This window comes from Pseudomonas svalbardensis (assembly GCF_030053115.1).
GTDB lineage: Bacteria > Pseudomonadota > Gammaproteobacteria > Pseudomonadales > Pseudomonadaceae > Aquipseudomonas > Aquipseudomonas svalbardensis.
In genome coordinates, this window is sequence record NZ_CP125619.1 from 1,252,590 (window position 1) to 1,268,884 (window position 16,295).

The window sequence follows — 16,295 nt, forward strand, 5'->3', positions numbered from 1 at the left end:
ATCTCCCTGGATTCTTTTTGTAGTTGTTCAGCTCAGAGGCCATTGCTGGTGACAGGCGTGACGCACAGCAGCGGCGCTGCTCAACTTGAGCAGGTCCTGGCTGATGCGTCGGCATTCGCTCGCGTCCAAGTGGCGGATACGGTCCTTGATTTCACCGATCTGTACCGGGCTGACCGACAATTCGCTCACCCCCAGGCCAATCAGGACCGGCGTGGCCAGCGGATCGGAGGCGAGCGCGCCGCAGACACCGACCCAACGGTTATGCACCGCAGCACCGGCGCAGGTCTGGGCGATCAGCCGCAGCAGCGCCGGGTGCATGGCGTCGACCCGCGAAGCGAGGCCAGCGTGGTCGCGGTCCATGGCCAGGGTGTATTGCGACAAATCGTTGGTGCCGATGGACAGGAAGTCCGCATGCTCTGCAAGCTGCTCGGCCAGCAGCGCGGCGGCGGGGACTTCGATCATCACGCCCAGCTCCGGGCGCTCATTCACACCGAGTTCAGTGCACAACGCGTCGAGGCGCTGGCGGATGTGCAGCAGCTCATCGACTTCGGTGACCATCGGCAACAGGATCCGGCAGCGCGACAGTGGGCTGACATGCAGCAAGGCGCGCAGTTGCTGATCGAGGATTTCCGGACGGACCTGAGCCAGGCGAATACCGCGCAGGCCGAGCACTGGATTGGCCTCAGCCGGCAGCGGCAAGTAGTCGAGTTGTTTGTCGCCGCCGACGTCAATGGTGCGGATGATCACCGACTTGTCGCCCATGGCGTCGAGCACGGCTTGATAGGCGGCGCGCTGTTCCTCTTCGTCCGGCGCGGTGCTGCGATCTACAAACAGAAACTCGGTACGCAGCAAGCCGACGCCGTCGGCGCCATTGGCCAACGCCTCGGCCGCTTCAGCGCTGGAGGCCACATTGGCGGCGACTTCAATCTGCAAACCGTCGAGCGTCAGCGCCGGGATGTGAGCCTGAGCCTGTTGCTCGGCGCGGCGCTGTTGATGATCGAGTTGCGCCTGATGCACTTCGGCCAAACGTTCGGCATTTGGCATCAGTTCAAGGCGACCGCCATCGGCATCCAGCACAACCGCTTGGCCTTGCTGCTGATCCAGCAGCGTAGAACCCAGTGCAACCATGCACGGCAAGCCTTTGCCGCGAGCGAGAATCGCCACGTGGGAAGTCGCGCCGCCCTCGGCCATGCACAACCCGGCGACACCTTGCTGACTGAGTTGCAGCAGATCGGACGGCGTCAATTCATGCGCGGCGACGATGGCGCCGGCCGGCACGTCGTAGTGCCAGGTTTCGCCGAGCAGGGCGCGCAGCACGCGTTGTTTGAGGTCGCGCAGATCGTTGGCGCGTTCTGCCAACAGCGGGCTGCCAAGTTGCTGGAGAACCTCGCACTGTACGTCGATCGATTGGCTCCAGGCGTGGGTTGCGGCCATGCCCTGGTCGATGGAGGTGTTCGCTGCGTTCAGCAGCGCCGGGTCTTCTAGCAAGGCGAGGTGCGCGGCGAAGATCGCTTCTTCGTCAGTGTTTTTATGTTTCCTGGCTTGGACCAGCGTGTGATCGATTTCGCTGCGCACGACGATCAGTGCGGTGTCGAGGGCTCGCAGCTGTTGCTCGGGATCATGGTTGCCGACGTCCACCGGCAGGCTGATTGCGTTCAAGCGGAACAACGGCCCGCCAACCAAACCGGGGGCTGCACAAACACCGTGCAGCACGCCCGCTTCTGCAGCTCGGGTGCGTCGGGCAAGCGGTGTCGGCGCGGCGGCGTGGCTGTCTTCGGCCAGTGCTGTGGATAACGCGATCAGCAACGCCTGCAACGCTGCTTCGGCGTCCGGGCCCTGGCAACTGACCTGAACCTCGTCCTGCTCGCCGACAGCCAAACCCATCAACCCGATCAAGCTGTCGCAGGTCGCCGATTTGCCAGCGAAGTGCAGCTGCGATTTGCTTTTGAAACCTTGCGCCGTCTGACGAATCAGCGCTGCCGGACGAGCATGCAGTCCGCCGCGATGGGCGATACGTATGTGGCCGTAAATCTCTTCCCCGGATAGCTCCGCGTCAGCCTGCGCTCCAGGTGCGTGCCGACGAATGATGTGCAGCAATGGCTCGCCAACTTTTACCGACTTCAGCGTGATCGGTCGCGCCTGAAAGTCCTGGCTGTTGGTCAGGATCATCAGGCTGACCAGGCTTTTGCACTGTTGCGCGACCTTGTCCAGGTCATAGCGCAACAACGGTTGGCCGTTGCTGACTCGCGCGCCGTCCTTGACCAGCATCGAGAAGCCTTCGCCCTGCAACTCGACCGTGTCGAGGCCCAGGTGCAGCAGCAATTCGGCACCGTTGTCGGCACGCAGGGTGATGGCGTGGCCGGTGCGCGCGACGTGTACCACGATGCCGGCGCACGGGGCATGGAGGGTGTCGTTCAGCGGGTCGATGGCGATCCCGTCGCCCATGGCGCCGCTGGCGAACACCGGGTCCGGGACTTTGGCGAGCGTGAGCACCGGGCCGCTGAGCGGGGCGCTGAGGGTCAGCTCTTTATTATTGTTGTGCATGGCTCGGTCTCATCAGTAAAAACGGTTCGGATCAACTCGCCCTGTAGCAGCTGTCGAGTGAAACGAGGCTGCGATCTTTTGATCCTGCGTTGAAAAGATCGCAGCCTCGTTTCACTCGACAGCTGCTACAGGGTTCTCCACTCAGTGCGTGCGTGTCACTTTGCTCAAGTGACGCGGCTGGTCCGGGTCCATGCCTCGGGCGACGGCCAAACCGGCGGCCATGACGTAGAAACTCTGGATTGCCAGAATCGGGTCGAGGGCCGGGTGCTCGGCGCGGGTCAGGGTGAGGTCGCGTTCGGCAATGTCATCCGGTGCGGCCAGCAATACGCGGGCACCGCGCTGGCGCATGTCGGCGGCGAGGCTCAGCAAACCGGCTTGCTCGGCGCCGCGAGGGGCGAAGATCAGCAGTGGGTAATTTTCGTCGATCAACGCCATCGGGCCGTGACGGACCTCGGCGCTGCTGAAGGCTTCAGCCTGGATCGCCGAGGTTTCCTTGAATTTCAACGCAGCTTCCTGGGCGATGGCGAAACCGGCGCCACGGCCAATCACCATCAGGCGCTGGCAATCACGCAGGGCATCGATGGCCAGGCTCCAGTCCTGTTTTGCCGCCTCGCGCAAACCTTCCGGCAGTGCGAGGCCAGCCTCCAGCAATTGCGCATCCTCTTTCCAGTGGGCGATCAGACGGGCGCTGGCGCTGAGGGTGGCGATAAAACTCTTGGTCGCGGCGACGCTTTTTTCGGTGCCTGCACACAGCGGCAGGCTGAACTCACACGCGGCTTCCAGCGGCGAACTCTCGGCGTTGACCATCGAGATGCTCAGGGCGCCGCGCTTGCGCAGCAGACGCATGCTGTTCACCAGATCGGGACTTTGCCCGGACTGCGAGAAGGCGAACGCCACTTGGCCGCTGACCTTCAACGGCGCTTGCAGCATGGTCACCACCGACATCGGCAACGACGCCACCGGGAAGCCCAATTGCTGCATGGTCAGGTAGGCGAAGTAACTGGCGGCATGATCGGAGCTACCGCGAGCGACCGTCATCGCCACTTGCGGTGGTTGACGACGCAGGCGCCCGGCGATCTCGATCATCTGCGGGTCGAGTTGCTGCAATTGGGCTTGCACGGCCTCGAATGAGGACAGCGCCTCTTCAAGCATTTTTGAAGTCAATGTCTTCTCCTTCGACCATGACGGCGGTCAGTGTGAGTGAGCGATCGAGCCGCACGCAGTCGGCCCAGCTGCCGGGTTGCAGGCGCCCGCGTTCGGTGAGGCCGAGGTAGTCGGCGGGGAATTGCGAAAGACGTTGAGAGGCCTCGGCGATCGGCAAACCGATCTTCACCAGATTGCGCAGGGCCTGATCCATGGTCAGCGTGCTGCCGGCCAGCGTGCCGTCGGGCAAGCGCACACCGCCCAGGCATTTGGTCACGGTGTGGCTGCCGAGCTTGTATTCACCGTCGGGCATGCCAGCGGCGGCGGTGGAATCGGTGACGCAATACAGGCACGGGATCGAGCGCAGGGCCACACGGATGGCGCCGGGGTGCACGTGCAGCAAGTCCGGAATCAGTTCGGCGTATTTGGCGTGAGCCAGTGCCGCGCCGACGATGCCTGGTTCGCGGTGATGCAGCGGGCTCATGGCGTTGTAGAGGTGGGTGAAACTGCTGGCGCCGGCATTCAGCGCGGCAACGCCTTCCTCGTAGCTGCCGAGGGTGTGGCCGATTTGCATGCGCACGCCGCGAGCGCTGAGATCACGGATCAAGGCGTCGTGGCCGGCGATTTCCGGGGCGATGGTGATCACCCGGATCGGCGCCAGTGCCAGGTATTCTTCGACTTCGGCCATCAACGCGGTGTGGGCGAAATTCGGTTGGGCGCCGAGTTTGCCGGGGTTGATGTACGGGCCTTCGAGGTGCACGCCGAGGACTCGGGCGCTGCCTTTCGGGCGCTGTTCGCAATATTCGCCGACGGCTTTGAGCACGCTGGAAATTTCTGCAGGCGGCGCAGTCATGGTGGTCGCCAGCAGCGACGTGGTGCCGAAACGCACGTGGGTTTTGGTGATGGTCTCGAAGGCTGACGCACCTTCCATGATGTCTTTTCCGCCGCCACCGTGAACGTGCAGGTCGATGAAACCCGGCAGCAGGTAAGGCAGGTCGTTGTCGGCCGGATCGCACGATTCGCCTTCGATCGACACGACCTTGCCGTGTTCGTGAATCAGCCGGCCGCGAACCCAGCCGTGGGCGGTGAGGATGTTGTCTACGGACATGATCGGTTCTCGGTTCTTTAGCGGCGAAGCGGGTTATCGACGAAGCTCTGCGACAAAGTCGTAGTAGTCGTTGCGGCAATAGGTGTCGGTGACTTCGATCGGTGTGTTGTCTTCCAGATAACCGACCCGGGTCATCAGCAGCATGGCGGTGCCGGGGGCGATGCCCACCAGGGCGGCGAATTCGTCCGAGGCGTTGATCGCTTGAATGTGCTGCAGTGCACGGACGATCGGCTTACCGATGCCGTCGAGGTATTCGTACAGGGAGTCGCCCACGGCTTGCGGCTTGGGAATGATCGAGGCGGGCAGGGTGCTCATCTCGATCGCCATTACCGTATCGTCGGCTTTACGCAGGCGTTTGAGCCGCGCGACCTTGTCGTTCGGCGAGAGGCCCAGGCGGATCAGTTCTTCGTGGGTCGGCGGAGTGATTTCACGCTCCAGCCATTGCGAGCCGGGGACGAAGCCCTTTAACCGCAGCATTTCGCTGAATCCCGAGAGGCGCGACAGCGGTTGTTCCAGGCGTGGGGTGATGAAGGTGCCGGAACCCTGGTTGCGGCGGATCAGGCCTTGCTCGAACAGAACTTCCAGCGCTTTGCGTGCAGTGACCCGGGAGATGCCCAGCATTTCGCTGAGGTTGCGCTCCGACGGCATGGCCTGTTCGGCTTTCCACTGGCCGGCATGGATCGCCGCTTCCAGATTGCGCGCCAGTTGCAGGTACAACGGCGTGGGCTGGGTGTCGTCAGGGCGTAGGGCCTGGAGGTCATTCATGTAGGTTTGGTCCGATGCGGATATAGGATTGTTGTCGCCCGGTGGTGGGGTGAAACCTAATACCACTTGAATACCATGTCAATGAGGCCACTTTGCTCAAGGCGCAGAAAAGCTTGCCCTGCTGGATGGCTGAAAGCATGTTGGTTTTAAGTGGTATTAGAGGTGGGGGTTTTGAAAGCAAAGATCGCAGCCTGCGGCAGCTCCTACCGATGGGAGTGGTATCTACCCGGAGCTGCCGAAGGTTCGGGCCGCGTTCGGACGATCTTTTGAATTTATTTTTTCGATGGCGACCGAAGGTAGCCAATTGATCGTTTTGATCGTTCCAGAGCATGGGAACGATCATTGTGGGGGGGAATTACGGACGGATTTCGATCATCGTGCCGTCCGGCACCAGATTCCAGACTTCGCGCATGTCTATGTTGCGCATGGCGATGCAGCCGTCGGTCCAGTCCAGCGTGTGGAACAGGTCTTCGGGGTTTTCTTCGGTGTCCGGGGTGCCGTGGATCATGATCATGCCACCGGGCTCGACGCCTTCGCGCCGGGCGCGGACGGAGTCACTGATGTTCGGGTAGGAGATGTGCATCGACAGGTTGAAACGGTCACTGGTCTTGCGCCAGTCCATCCAATAAAAACCTTCAGGCGTGCGTTTGTCGCCTTCCATGAGTTTCGGGCCGACGGGTCTTTTTCCCAATGAGATGCGATAGGTCTTGAGCGGCTTGCCGTCATTGATCAATTGCAATTGGTGGGCGGATTTGAGAACCAGGATTTTTTCGATGACTTTGCCGTCCAGGGTTTCCGCAACGGAAGCCTGGGAGATAACGACAAATGACAAGCAAAACAGGGCAAGCAGCCAGCGCATTGAAACGATATCCCTAAGAGGTGTCGCGACTATTAAGTTATAGGTGATTTTAGAACCAGGAGCGTTATGTGATGGCAGGCTGAGCAAGCGGCGGGATCGACTCGGACCGCACGGGGTAGACCTCGGTCCGCCGGTCAGCGAAGAAGCATTCTAAGGTACGGCCCACTGTGCGGAAAGCCAGCTCGGACCAAGGGATGTCGGCTTCTTCGAAAAGCTGCACTTCCAGGCTCTCTTGACCGGCGCAAAAGTCCAGGTCCACCAGTTCGGCGCGGAAGAACACATGCACCTGGCTGATGTGCGGCACGTCGATCAACGTATAGAGGGTCAGGTTGCGCACCCGCGCGCAGGCTTCTTCGGCCGTCTCGCGAATGGCTGCCTGCTCGATGGTTTCACCGTTCTCCATGAAACCGGCGGGCAGGGTCCAGTAACCGAGCCGAGGCTCGATGGCGCGTCGGCACAGCAAGACCTTGGAGCCCCAGGTCGCCACGCAACCGGCGACGATATTGGGGTTCTGGTAGTGAATCGCCTGACAGCTGTCACAGACAAAACGCAGGCGCGAATCGCCCTCTGGAATGCGCTGGGTCACCGGGTTGCCGCACTGACTGCAAAATTTCATGCTTGGGTTCCTGAATGCTGCGCCTATCTTGGCGTGCGACGGTGTCTGTCGGCAAGTTGTCGTTTAGCGACATGCAGTGGTTATGGGGTTGGGCGGTCGGTTCGATTGGTGCATGATGCAAAGTAGAGAACAAATCGAGAAGACTCATGCTGGACGAGCTACTTCACCGGGTAAGCAACCACACGCCGCTAACCCTGGAAACCGACCGACGTTTCCCCGAAGCCGCGGTATTAGTGCCCATCACCCGCAGTGACGAACCTGAACTGGTTCTGACCCTGCGCGCCAGCGGGCTCTCGACCCATGGTGGTGAAGTGGCCTTTCCCGGAGGTCGACGTGACCCTGAAGACCCTGACCTGATTTTCACTGCGCTACGTGAGGCCCAAGAAGAAATTGGCCTGCCGCCGGGACTGGTTGAAGTGATCGGCCCGCTGAGCCCGTTGATCTCCCTGCACGGCATCAAGGTCACCCCCTATGTCGGTGTGATTCCGGACTTTGTCGAGTACCAGCCCAACGACGCCGAGATCGCCGCAGTCTTCAGCGTACCGCTGGAGTTCTTCCGCAAGGATCCGCGCGAACACACCCATCGCATCGATTACGAGGGCCGCAGTTGGTACGTGCCGAGCTATCGTTATGGCGAGTACAAAATCTGGGGCCTCACGGCGATTATGATCGTCGAGTTGATCAACCTGCTCTATGACGCCAAAATCAGCCTGCACCAGCCACCCAAGACGTTTATCAATACCTGAAGCCATCGCCCGTAAGGCGTGAACCCCCGCTTTTTGTAAGTGAGCCAGCCTGGCCTTGAGGACAATAAGATGAAATATCGCCTGGGCGACGCCCGCGTCGAAACCCATCCGCAGAGCTGGGTCGCACCCAATGCCGTGCTGGTGGGTAAGGTCAAACTGGAAGAGGGCGCCAACGTCTGGTTCAACGCTGTGCTGCGTGGCGACAACGAACTGATCCTGATCGGCAAGAACAGCAACGTCCAGGACGGCACGGTGATGCACACCGACATGGGCTACCCACTGACGATCGGCACCGGCGTGACCATCGGCCATAACGCCATGCTTCATGGTTGCACGGTGGGCGATTACAGCTTGATCGGGATTAATGCGGTGATCCTCAATGGCGCGAAAATCGGCAAGAACTGCATCATCGGCGCCAATTCGCTGATCGGCGAAGGCAAGGAAATCCCGGATGGTTCGCTGGTCATGGGCTCCCCGGGCAAAGTGGTGCGCGAGCTGACCGAGCCGCAGAAAAAAATGCTGGAGGCCAGCGCTGCTCACTATGTTCATAACTCGCAACGTTATGCCCGCGATCTGGTTGAGCAGGAAGAATGAGCGCCACTGAACGGCCGGTGCTATCGCCCTGCGTGAACATTTGCGCATTGGACGATGACGATATTTGCACCGGGTGTCAGCGCACGGTGGAAGAGATCACACGCTGGAGCCGGATGGACAACGAGGAGCGGCGCAAGGTGTTGGGGTTGTGTCATGAGCGGGCCAAATCCAGTGGCCTACTCTGGATGATCGGCAAAACTCCCAATCTGTAATTGGATGGACTCGCGTTTGGGTTTGGTGCTTGTGTATGGCTGAAGTACCCTGTGCGCCAAATTGACAGGTATCCCGCCGACCCATGTTCTTCCTGATCGCTTACATCAGCAGCGTCGTGCTGATCAACTACGCCTTTTCCACCGCCCCGCACCTGGACATCATCTGGTCGGCCTGGGGTGGTTTGGTGTTCGTTTTGCGCGACATGGTGCAAACCCGTTTCGGCCATGGCGCGATCGCGGCGATGCTCGCAGCGCTGGTGTTGTCTTACGTGACGTCCGATCCCTCCATCGCGCTGGCCAGCGCCACGGCGTTCGCGGTGTCCGAATGCATCGATTGGCTGGTGTTCAGCATCACCAAGCGTCCCTTGCACGACCGCCTGTGGATAAGTTCGGCCCTGAGCATTCCCCTCGATACCTTCATCTTCTTCGGCATGATCGATGCGTTCACTCCAGGCGTGATCCTCACCGCCATGGGCTCGAAGTTCGCCGGCGTGACGGTCGTGTGGTTGATCATGGCCTGGCGCTTGCGCAAACAGGCCGTCGTCAGCTGAAGCCAAACCCGCAGGTTCATGTAAAATGCCGCGCTTTCTCCCCATGGGAAGCGCGCCAGGCGCTGCGACCCTCGATGATCCGCTTCTTGAGGACCTGAGATGACCCGTATCGGAACTCCATTGTCGCCAACCGCGACCCGCGTATTGCTGTGTGGCTGTGGCGAGTTGGGCAAGGAAGTGGTGATCGAGCTGCAACGTCTGGGCGTCGAAGTGATTGCAGTGGATCGCTACGCCAATGCGCCGGCCATGCAAGTAGCCCATCGCAGCCATGTGATCAACATGCTCGACGGCGCCGCCCTGCGTGCGGTGATCGAAGTCGAAAAGCCGCATTTCATCGTGCCGGAAATCGAAGCCATTGCCACCGCGACCCTTGTGGAGCTGGAAGCCGAAGGCTTCACCGTGATCCCGACTGCTCGCGCCGCGCAGTTGACCATGAACCGCGAAGGCATCCGTCGCCTGGCCGCTGAAGAGCTGGACCTGCCCACCTCGCCGTACCACTTCGCCGACACCTTCGAGGATTACAGCCAGGCCGTTCAGAACCTGGGTTTCCCGTGCGTGGTCAAGCCAGTCATGAGTTCCTCGGGTAAAGGTCAGAGCCTGCTGCGTAGCGTCGATGACGTGCAGAAAGCCTGGGATTACGCTCAAGAAGGCGGCCGTGCCGGTAAAGGCCGCGTGATCATCGAAGGCTTTATCGACTTCGACTACGAAATCACCCTGTTGACCGTGCGTCACGTTGGCGGCACTACGTTCTGCGCGCCAGTCGGTCACCGTCAGGAGAAGGGCGACTATCAGGAATCCTGGCAGCCACAAGCCATGAGCCCGATTGCCCTGGCCGAATCCGAGCGCGTTGCCAAAGCCGTCACTGAAGCCTTGGGTGGTCGTGGTCTGTTTGGTGTTGAGCTGTTCATCAAAGGCGATCAAGTCTGGTTCAGCGAAGTCTCGCCGCGTCCACATGACACCGGTCTGGTGACGTTGATTTCCCAGGACCTGTCGCAGTTCGCGCTGCACGCACGGGCGATTCTGGGCCTGCCGATTCCACTGGTCCGTCAGTTCGGTCCATCGGCTTCGGCGGTGATTCTGGTGGAAGGGCAGTCGACTCAGACGGCTTTCGCCAATCTCGGTGCTGCGTTGAGCGAACCGGATACGGCGTTGCGTCTGTTCGGCAAGCCTGAGGTCAATGGTCAGCGTCGGATGGGTGTGGCGTTGGCGCGTGATGAGTCGATTGACGCGGCTCGTGCTAAAGCCACCCGCGCTGCTCAGGCTGTTGTTGTAGAGCTGTAACCGAGGCGCGGCTTTCGCGAGCAGGCTCGCTCCCACAGGTTCAGTGTGATCCCTGTGGGAGCGAGCCTGCTCGCGAAGCTTTTTCTATCAGGCAACCCGATTCAGATCGTTATTGCGCGTTTCCTTCAGGCACAGCACAGCAATCAAGCTCAGCACCGCCGCCCCCGACACATACCCGCCGACATAACTCAAACCGCCCATCGCCACCAGCTTCTGTGCGAAGAACGGCGCCGCCGAGGCTCCGACAATGCCGCCCAGGTTGTAGGCTGCCGACGCACCGGTATAACGCACGTGAGTCGGAAACAGCTCCGGCAGCAGCGCGCCCATCGGCGCAAATGTCACGCCCATCAGAAACAGCTCGATGCACAGAAACAGGGCCACGCCCCAGGTCGAACCTTGGGTCAGCAGCGGCTCCATCAGGAAGCCGGACAGAATCGCCAGCACACCGCCGATGATCAGCACCGGTTTGCGCCCGTATCGATCACTGGCCCAGGCCGACAGCGGCGTAGCGGCGGCCATGAACAGCACGGCGAAGCACAGCAGTGCGAGGAAGGTTTCGCGGGTGTAGCCGAGCGTCGACACGCCATAGCTCAGCGAAAACACCGTCGAGATATAGAACAGCGCGTAGCACACCACCATCGCCCCGGCACCCAGCAACATCGGCGCCCAGTAGTGGCTGAACAGCTCGACCAGCGGGATTTTCACCCGCTCCTGGCGAGCCATTGCGTTGGCAAACACCGGCGTTTCGTGAAGCTTGAGGCGCACATACAGGCCGACCATCACCAGCGCGGCACTGAGCAGGAACGGAATCCGCCAGCCCCACGAGCGGAACTGCTCGTCGTTCAGGGTCATTGCCAGCGTAAGAAACAGGCCATTGGCTGCGAGGAAACCGATCGAGGGGCCGAGTTGCGGGAACATGCCGAACCAGGCGCGTTTGCCCTTCGGCGCATTCTCCGTCGCCAGCAACGCCGCGCCGCCCCATTCGCCGCCGAGTCCCAGGCCTTGGCCGAAGCGCAGCACGCAGAGCAGGATCGGCGCCCAGGCCCCGATGCTGTCGTATCCCGGGAGCACGCCGATCAGTGTGGTGCACACGCCCATCAGCAGCAGCGAGGCAACCAGCGTCGATTTGCGCCCGATGCGGTCACCGAAGTGACCGAAAAGTGCTGATCCCAGCGGTCGAGCCAGGAAGGCGATGCCGAAGGTGAGGAACGCCGACAGCATCTGGGCCGTGCCGGAAGTTTGCGGAAAGAACACCGGACCGATTACCAGCGCAGCGGCAGTGGCATAGACGTAGAAGTCGTAGAACTCAATGGCGGTGCCGATGAAACTTGCGGTCGCCACGCGGGTGGCTGAGTTCGTCGGTTGCGCAGGCGCGGTGTCGTTATAAGTCGTACTGGTCGTCATGCGGTTATCCCTGACAGTCATGTGCCCCAGTGGAGCGAATTATTATGGTCGAACACCCAGGGATGTGGGCTTAGCGCAGAGTGCGGGTAGCACTTGGGTATGGCGGGGCTTGGGTAAGCGGCTCGATTATAGAAAGGCGGCTAACGATCGAACAAGGGGCAAACCCTTTGTAATTGCAGCTGGCGAAGCCTGCGTTCGGCGGCGCAGCCGTCGTGAAATCTGGCGATACGATCTTTCAGGTTAATCGTGGGCTCGGGATTTACGACGGCTGCGCCGCAGAACGCAGGCTTCGCCAGCTGCTTCAGAGCGTGATCGGTGGTGGTTATTGGAGAACGGGAACTAAACTGGTATGCCAGATCAGTACGCGACTGACCCGATTGTCTTCAGTCTCCAGAATCTCCAGCCGATAACGCCCAATCTTCAGGCATACCGCACTTTCCGGAATCGTCTCCAGCGCCTCGGTCACCAACCCGTTGAGGGTTTTCGGACCGTCGCTCGGCAAGTGCCAGCCCAGGCTCTTGTTCAATTCGCGAATCGACGCCGCCCCTTCGATCACCAGTCGGCCATCGGCCTGTGGGTGGATGTGCGGGTTATTCAGGCTGTGCTGGCTTTCGAACTCGCCGACGATTTCTTCGAGAATGTCTTCCAGAGTCACGACGCCGAGCACTTCGCCGTACTCGTCGACCACCATGCCCAGGCGTCGCTGTTGTTTGTGGAAATTCAACAGCTGCAGTTGCAACGGGGTGCTTTCCGGCACGAAGTAGGGGTCGTGACAGGCTGCCAGCAGTGCTTCTCGGGTCAGACTGGCGTCGGACAGCAGATGGCGGATCTGCCGGGTATTGAGCACTGCCTCGACCTGGTTGATGTCGCTGTGGAAAACCGGCAAGCGTGTGCGTTTATTGGCGCGAAGCTGCTCAATGATTTCCTCGAGGGAGTCGTCCAGATTGACCCCGTCGACGTCACTGCGTGGCACCAGAATGTCGTTGACCGTGATGTTGTCCAGCGCATGGATGCCTGACAGCGGGTGAGGGCGGCAGGCGGCGTGTTCGTGATCGTCGAGCCGATCGTTCGGCGACTCGTCTTCGCTCTGCTGCACCACTCTGACTTTGCGGGCGAACGGTCGCATCAGCAGCTGGCTTATGCCACTGAGCAACCAGGCGACGGGATAGATGATTTTCAGTGGCGCGCCAAGCAAGGTGTTGCCCAGGGCCAGGACTGCGTCCGGATAACGGACGGCGAGGGTACGCGGCAGGTAGTCGGCGAACACCAGAAGCACGGCGCCAGCCCCCAGGAAGGCCACCCATGGACCGCTTTCCGCCCAGGTGAAAATCGCCAGCAAGGTGCTGATGACCACGACCAGTGCGCGGCACAGGGTGTTGCAGAGGATCAGGCTATTGAGTGAAAAGCTCAGCTTTGCCACCGGCTTGTCGCTCGAGCGCGAAGCTGTCCGCTGGGCGAGCAAGTGCTGTTGCGCAGCTTCGATGGCGGTAAACAGCCCCGACCATAAAATCAGCAGGGCCACTACCGCGAGCATCGGCCCTATGGGCAAGTCGTCCATTAATGCCGCCCGTCAGATATGCAGGATGTATTCACGAACCAGCTTACTGCCGAAATAGGCCAGCATCAGCAGGCAGAAACCGGCGAGGGTCCAGCGAATGGCCTTGTGTCCGCGCCAGCCGAGGCGGTTACGGCCCCAGAGCAGCACGCTGAATACGATCCAGGCGATGCAGGCCAGCAAGGTTTTGTGCACCAGGTGCTGGGCGAACAGGTTGTCGACGAATAGCCAGCCGGAGATCAGCGACAGCGACAGCAGGGTCCAGCCGGCCCAGAGGAAGCCGAACAGCAGGCTTTCCATGGTTTGCAGCGGCGGGAAGTTCTTGATCAGGCCGGACGGGTGCTTGTGCTTGAGCTGATGGTCTTGAACCAGCAGCAGCAACGCCTGGAATACCGCGATGGTGAACATGCCGTAGGCGAGGATCGACAGCAGGATGTGGGCGAGGATGCCCGGTTCTTCGTCGATGATCTGCACTGTGCCGGCGGGGGCCAACTGTGCGAGCAGCACGGTGGCGGCGCCGAGCGGGAACAACAATACAAGCAGGTTTTCCACCGGGATCCGCGAGCAGGCCAACAGGGTCAGGGCAATCACCGCGGCGGCAATCAGGCTGGCGGCGCTGAAAAAATCCAGGCCCAGGCCAATCGGTGTCAGCAGGTGGGTGAACAGACTGGCGCTATGAGCCAGCACGGCGAGCACGCCGAGCGTGACCAGCAGGCGTTTGTTCGCCTTGGCACCGGTGGCCAGACGAGTGCCCTGATAGAGGGTCGCAGCGGCATATAAGCAGGCGGCGGCGAGGGTAGTTAGCAAACTGGGTGACAAGGGGAGCATAAATCCTGTTAGGCAAGCCCGAAAGGCGCTGAGTTTGGCATAGAACCCCCGCAGCACGAAAGACCATGCAACCTGACGACGAGGTGTCCGCCAGACGCAGTCTTCGCTATAATCCGCGACCTGCCCACGCCGCAGGCTCGCCGAGCACATGTTTATTCCGGTCTGGGCCGCCATTATCCCGGTCTACACAGGGCCTGAAAGGATCGCGCAATGTTTGAAAACTTAACCGACCGTCTCTCGCAGACGCTGCGCCATGTCACCGGCAAGGCCAAGCTGACCGAAGACAACATCAAAGACACCCTGCGCGAAGTGCGCATGGCGTTGCTCGAAGCTGACGTCGCCTTGCCGGTCGTCAAGGACTTCGTCAATTCGGTCAAGGAACGCGCCGTCGGCACTGAGGTGTCGCGCAGCCTGACGCCGGGCCAGGCCTTCGTGAAGATCGTCCAGGCCGAACTCGAAAGCCTGATGGGCGCGGCCAACGAAGACTTGAACCTGAGCGCCGTTCCTCCGGCCGTCGTGCTGATGGCCGGTTTGCAGGGTGCGGGTAAAACCACCACCGCCGGCAAGCTCGCGCGCTTCCTCAAAGAGCGCAAGAAGAAGTCGGTCATGGTCGTGTCTGCGGACGTTTACCGTCCGGCGGCGATCAAGCAGCTGGAAATGCTCGCGGGTGAAGTCGGCGTAACCTTCTTCCCGTCCGACCTGAGCCAGAAGCCGGTCGACATCGCGCAAGCAGCTATTAAAGAAGCAAAACTGAAGTTTATCGACGTGGTCATCGTCGATACCGCCGGTCGCCTGCACATCGATGAAGAGATGATGGGCGAGATCAAGGCGCTGCATGCCGCGATCAATCCGGTCGAAACGCTGTTCGTGGTTGACGCCATGACCGGTCAGGACGCCGCCAACACGGCCAAGGCCTTTGGCGACGCGCTGCCGCTGACCGGTGTGATCCTGACCAAGGTCGACGGCGATGCCCGTGGCGGTGCCGCACTGTCGGTGCGCGCCATCACCGGCAAGCCGATCAAGTTCATCGGTATGGGCGAGAAGAGCGACGCGCTCGAGCCGTTCCACCCGGAGCGTATTGCTTCGCGCATCCTCGGTATGGGCGACGTGCTTAGTCTGATCGAGCAGGCCGAACAGACCCTCGACAAGGACAAGGCCGACAAACTGGCCAAGAAGCTGAAAAAGGGCAAGGGCTTCGACCTCGAAGACTTCCGCGATCAGCTGCAACAGATGAAAAACATGGGCGGCCTCGGCGGCCTCATGGACAAACTGCCAAACATGGGCGGTATGAACCTGGCGCAGATGGGCAACGCCCAGGGCGCGGCAGAGAAACAATTCAAGCAGATGGAAGCCATCATCAATTCCATGACCCCGGCCGAGCGCCGCGACCCTGAGATGATCAGTGGTTCGCGCAAACGCCGGATCGCCATGGGTTCCGGCACTCAGGTGCAGGACATCGGTCGCTTGATCAAGCAGCACAAGCAGATGCAGAAGATGATGAAGAAGTTCTCCGCGAAAGGCGGAATGGCCAAAATGATGCGCGGCATGGGCGGTATGTTGCCCGGCGGCGGCATGCCGAGAATGTAAATAATTTACGCAGGGGCTTGCCCTTGCACCTCCCACACGGAAGTGGGATCTCCAGCAAACCCGCACTTGGCGGGAGCTGACTGGCCGTTTTCAACGACGGCTCTATAGCAAATCTTGATGGCGGCCGATAGGCAGCCGGAAAAAGACATTTGCAAAAGTCCGGATATTCCTTAGAATATGCGGCCTTTCGGGCACCTATGCCCGCTGTGCCTTTAGATTTGCAGCACCGACTACAGGAACGATGTTCACATGCTAACAATCCGTCTTGCCCTTGGCGGCTCCAAAAAGCGCCCGTTTTACCACTTGACCGTAACCGACAGCCGCAACCCGCGCGACGGTTCGCACAAGGAACAGGTTGGTTTCTTCAACCCTGTTGCTCGTGGTCAAGAAGTCCGTCTGTCCGTGAACCAAGAGCGCGTAGCCTACTGGCTGAGCGTTGGTGCACAACCTTCTGAGCGTGTTGCTCAGTTGTTGAAGGACGCGGCTAAGGCTGCGGCCTGAG

16 protein-coding genes are annotated in these 16,295 nt (G+C 60.7%); 7 read left to right on the forward strand and 9 right to left on the reverse strand.

Going from position 1 to position 16,295, the window contains the following annotated elements:
* Positions 1-27 precede the first annotated feature (27 nt).
* The 6 genes from ptsP to QFX16_RS05530 form a co-directional block, all read right to left on the reverse strand.
* A complete protein-coding gene (gene ptsP, locus QFX16_RS05505; RefSeq protein WP_283183131.1) occupies positions 28-2,544 on the reverse strand; it encodes a phosphoenolpyruvate--protein phosphotransferase in 2,517 nt (838 codons plus the stop codon).
* 141 nt (positions 2,545-2,685) lie between these two features.
* Positions 2,686-3,708 carry an SIS domain-containing protein gene (locus QFX16_RS05510; protein WP_283183132.1) on the reverse strand — a complete coding sequence of 341 codons (1,023 nt, stop codon included), beginning with the start codon at positions 3,706-3,708 and terminating at the stop codon, positions 2,686-2,688.
* Positions 3,689-4,795: an N-acetylglucosamine-6-phosphate deacetylase gene (nagA, locus tag QFX16_RS05515; RefSeq protein ID WP_283183133.1), complete on the reverse strand. Its 1,107-nt coding sequence runs from the start codon at positions 4,793-4,795 to the stop codon at positions 3,689-3,691. The genes QFX16_RS05510 and nagA overlap by 20 nt, the downstream gene beginning before the upstream one ends.
* A gap of 33 nt (positions 4,796-4,828) precedes the next feature.
* The gene (locus QFX16_RS05520) at positions 4,829-5,560 is read right to left on the reverse strand and encodes a GntR family transcriptional regulator (RefSeq protein ID WP_008151596.1); all 732 of its coding nucleotides are present in this window, start codon (positions 5,558-5,560) and stop codon (positions 4,829-4,831) included.
* A gap of 355 nt (positions 5,561-5,915) precedes the next feature.
* Positions 5,916-6,419, reverse strand: a complete 504-nt coding sequence (locus tag QFX16_RS05525) for a L,D-transpeptidase family protein (RefSeq protein ID WP_283183134.1) — start codon at positions 6,417-6,419, stop codon at positions 5,916-5,918.
* A gap of 64 nt (positions 6,420-6,483) precedes the next feature.
* The gene (locus tag QFX16_RS05530) at positions 6,484-7,035 is read right to left on the reverse strand and encodes an NUDIX hydrolase (RefSeq protein WP_283183135.1); all 552 of its coding nucleotides are present in this window, start codon (positions 7,033-7,035) and stop codon (positions 6,484-6,486) included.
* Positions 7,036-7,181: 146 nt separating this feature from the next.
* Here QFX16_RS05530 and QFX16_RS05535 point away from each other — a divergent pair, with 146 nt between their 5' ends.
* The 5 genes from QFX16_RS05535 (at position 7,182) to purT (ending at position 10,419) form a co-directional block, all read left to right on the forward strand.
* Complete coding sequence (locus QFX16_RS05535; protein ID WP_283183136.1) at positions 7,182-7,781, forward strand: CoA pyrophosphatase; 600 nt, start codon at positions 7,182-7,184, stop codon at positions 7,779-7,781.
* Between the two features lie 69 nt (positions 7,782-7,850).
* A complete protein-coding gene (locus tag QFX16_RS05540; protein ID WP_007954617.1) occupies positions 7,851-8,375 on the forward strand; it encodes a gamma carbonic anhydrase family protein in 525 nt (174 codons plus the stop codon).
* A complete protein-coding gene (locus QFX16_RS05545; RefSeq protein ID WP_283183137.1) occupies positions 8,372-8,587 on the forward strand; it encodes a DUF1289 domain-containing protein in 216 nt (71 codons plus the stop codon). Before QFX16_RS05540 ends, QFX16_RS05545 begins: the two co-directional genes overlap by 4 nt.
* Before the next feature lie 83 nt (positions 8,588-8,670).
* Positions 8,671-9,138, forward strand: coding sequence for a preQ0 transporter (locus tag QFX16_RS05550; protein WP_283183138.1), 468 nt, complete (start codon positions 8,671-8,673; stop codon positions 9,136-9,138).
* Positions 9,139-9,237: 99 nt separating this feature from the next.
* Complete coding sequence (gene purT / locus QFX16_RS05555; protein ID WP_283183139.1) at positions 9,238-10,419, forward strand: formate-dependent phosphoribosylglycinamide formyltransferase; 1,182 nt, start codon at positions 9,238-9,240, stop codon at positions 10,417-10,419.
* A gap of 87 nt (positions 10,420-10,506) precedes the next feature.
* Here the strand turns inward: purT and QFX16_RS05560 are convergent, their stop codons facing one another.
* The 3 genes from QFX16_RS05560 to QFX16_RS05570 form a co-directional block, all read right to left on the reverse strand.
* On the reverse strand, positions 10,507-11,823 hold the full coding sequence (locus tag QFX16_RS05560) for an MFS transporter (RefSeq protein ID WP_283183140.1): 1,317 nt from the start codon (positions 11,821-11,823) through the stop codon (positions 10,507-10,509).
* A gap of 322 nt (positions 11,824-12,145) precedes the next feature.
* Entirely contained in the window at positions 12,146-13,381 is a 1,236-nt protein-coding gene (locus QFX16_RS05565; protein ID WP_283183141.1) for a transporter associated domain-containing protein, read from the reverse strand.
* A gap of 12 nt (positions 13,382-13,393) precedes the next feature.
* The gene (locus QFX16_RS05570; RefSeq protein WP_283183142.1) at positions 13,394-14,206 is read right to left on the reverse strand and encodes a cytochrome C assembly family protein; all 813 of its coding nucleotides are present in this window, start codon (positions 14,204-14,206) and stop codon (positions 13,394-13,396) included.
* Positions 14,207-14,416: 210 nt separating this feature from the next.
* Here QFX16_RS05570 and ffh point away from each other — a divergent pair, with 210 nt between their 5' ends.
* Positions 14,417-15,793, forward strand: a complete 1,377-nt coding sequence (ffh, locus tag QFX16_RS05575; protein ID WP_074879887.1) for a signal recognition particle protein — start codon at positions 14,417-14,419, stop codon at positions 15,791-15,793.
* Between the two features lie 249 nt (positions 15,794-16,042).
* The gene (rpsP, locus tag QFX16_RS05580) at positions 16,043-16,294 is read left to right on the forward strand and encodes a 30S ribosomal protein S16 (RefSeq protein ID WP_007944872.1); all 252 of its coding nucleotides are present in this window, start codon (positions 16,043-16,045) and stop codon (positions 16,292-16,294) included.
* Position 16,295 lies beyond the last annotated feature (1 nt).

Excerpts from the sequence above, each read along its gene's own strand:
- ptsP (WP_283183131.1), bottom strand. The coding sequence starts at position 2,544 with ATGCACAACAATAATAAAGAGCTGACCCTCAGCGCCCCGCTCAGCGGC.
- nagA (WP_283183133.1), bottom strand. The coding sequence starts at position 4,795 with ATGTCCGTAGACAACATCCTCACCGCCCACGGCTGGGTTCGCGGCCGG.
- QFX16_RS05520 (WP_008151596.1), bottom strand. The coding sequence starts at position 5,560 with ATGAATGACCTCCAGGCCCTACGCCCTGACGACACCCAGCCCACGCCG.
- QFX16_RS05525 (WP_283183134.1), bottom strand. The coding sequence starts at position 6,419 with ATGCGCTGGCTGCTTGCCCTGTTTTGCTTGTCATTTGTCGTTATCTCC.
- QFX16_RS05530 (WP_283183135.1), bottom strand. The coding sequence starts at position 7,035 with ATGAAATTTTGCAGTCAGTGCGGCAACCCGGTGACCCAGCGCATTCCA.
- QFX16_RS05535 (WP_283183136.1), top strand. The coding sequence starts at position 7,182 with ATGCTGGACGAGCTACTTCACCGGGTAAGCAACCACACGCCGCTAACC.
- QFX16_RS05540 (WP_007954617.1), top strand. The coding sequence starts at position 7,851 with ATGAAATATCGCCTGGGCGACGCCCGCGTCGAAACCCATCCGCAGAGC.
- QFX16_RS05545 (WP_283183137.1), top strand. The coding sequence starts at position 8,372 with ATGAGCGCCACTGAACGGCCGGTGCTATCGCCCTGCGTGAACATTTGC.
- QFX16_RS05550 (WP_283183138.1), top strand. The coding sequence starts at position 8,671 with ATGTTCTTCCTGATCGCTTACATCAGCAGCGTCGTGCTGATCAACTAC.
- purT (WP_283183139.1), top strand. The coding sequence starts at position 9,238 with ATGACCCGTATCGGAACTCCATTGTCGCCAACCGCGACCCGCGTATTG.
- QFX16_RS05560 (WP_283183140.1), bottom strand. The coding sequence starts at position 11,823 with ATGACGACCAGTACGACTTATAACGACACCGCGCCTGCGCAACCGACG.
- QFX16_RS05565 (WP_283183141.1), bottom strand. The coding sequence starts at position 13,381 with ATGGACGACTTGCCCATAGGGCCGATGCTCGCGGTAGTGGCCCTGCTG.
- QFX16_RS05570 (WP_283183142.1), bottom strand. The coding sequence starts at position 14,206 with ATGCTCCCCTTGTCACCCAGTTTGCTAACTACCCTCGCCGCCGCCTGC.
- ffh (WP_074879887.1), top strand. The coding sequence starts at position 14,417 with ATGTTTGAAAACTTAACCGACCGTCTCTCGCAGACGCTGCGCCATGTC.
- rpsP (WP_007944872.1), top strand. The coding sequence starts at position 16,043 with ATGCTAACAATCCGTCTTGCCCTTGGCGGCTCCAAAAAGCGCCCGTTT.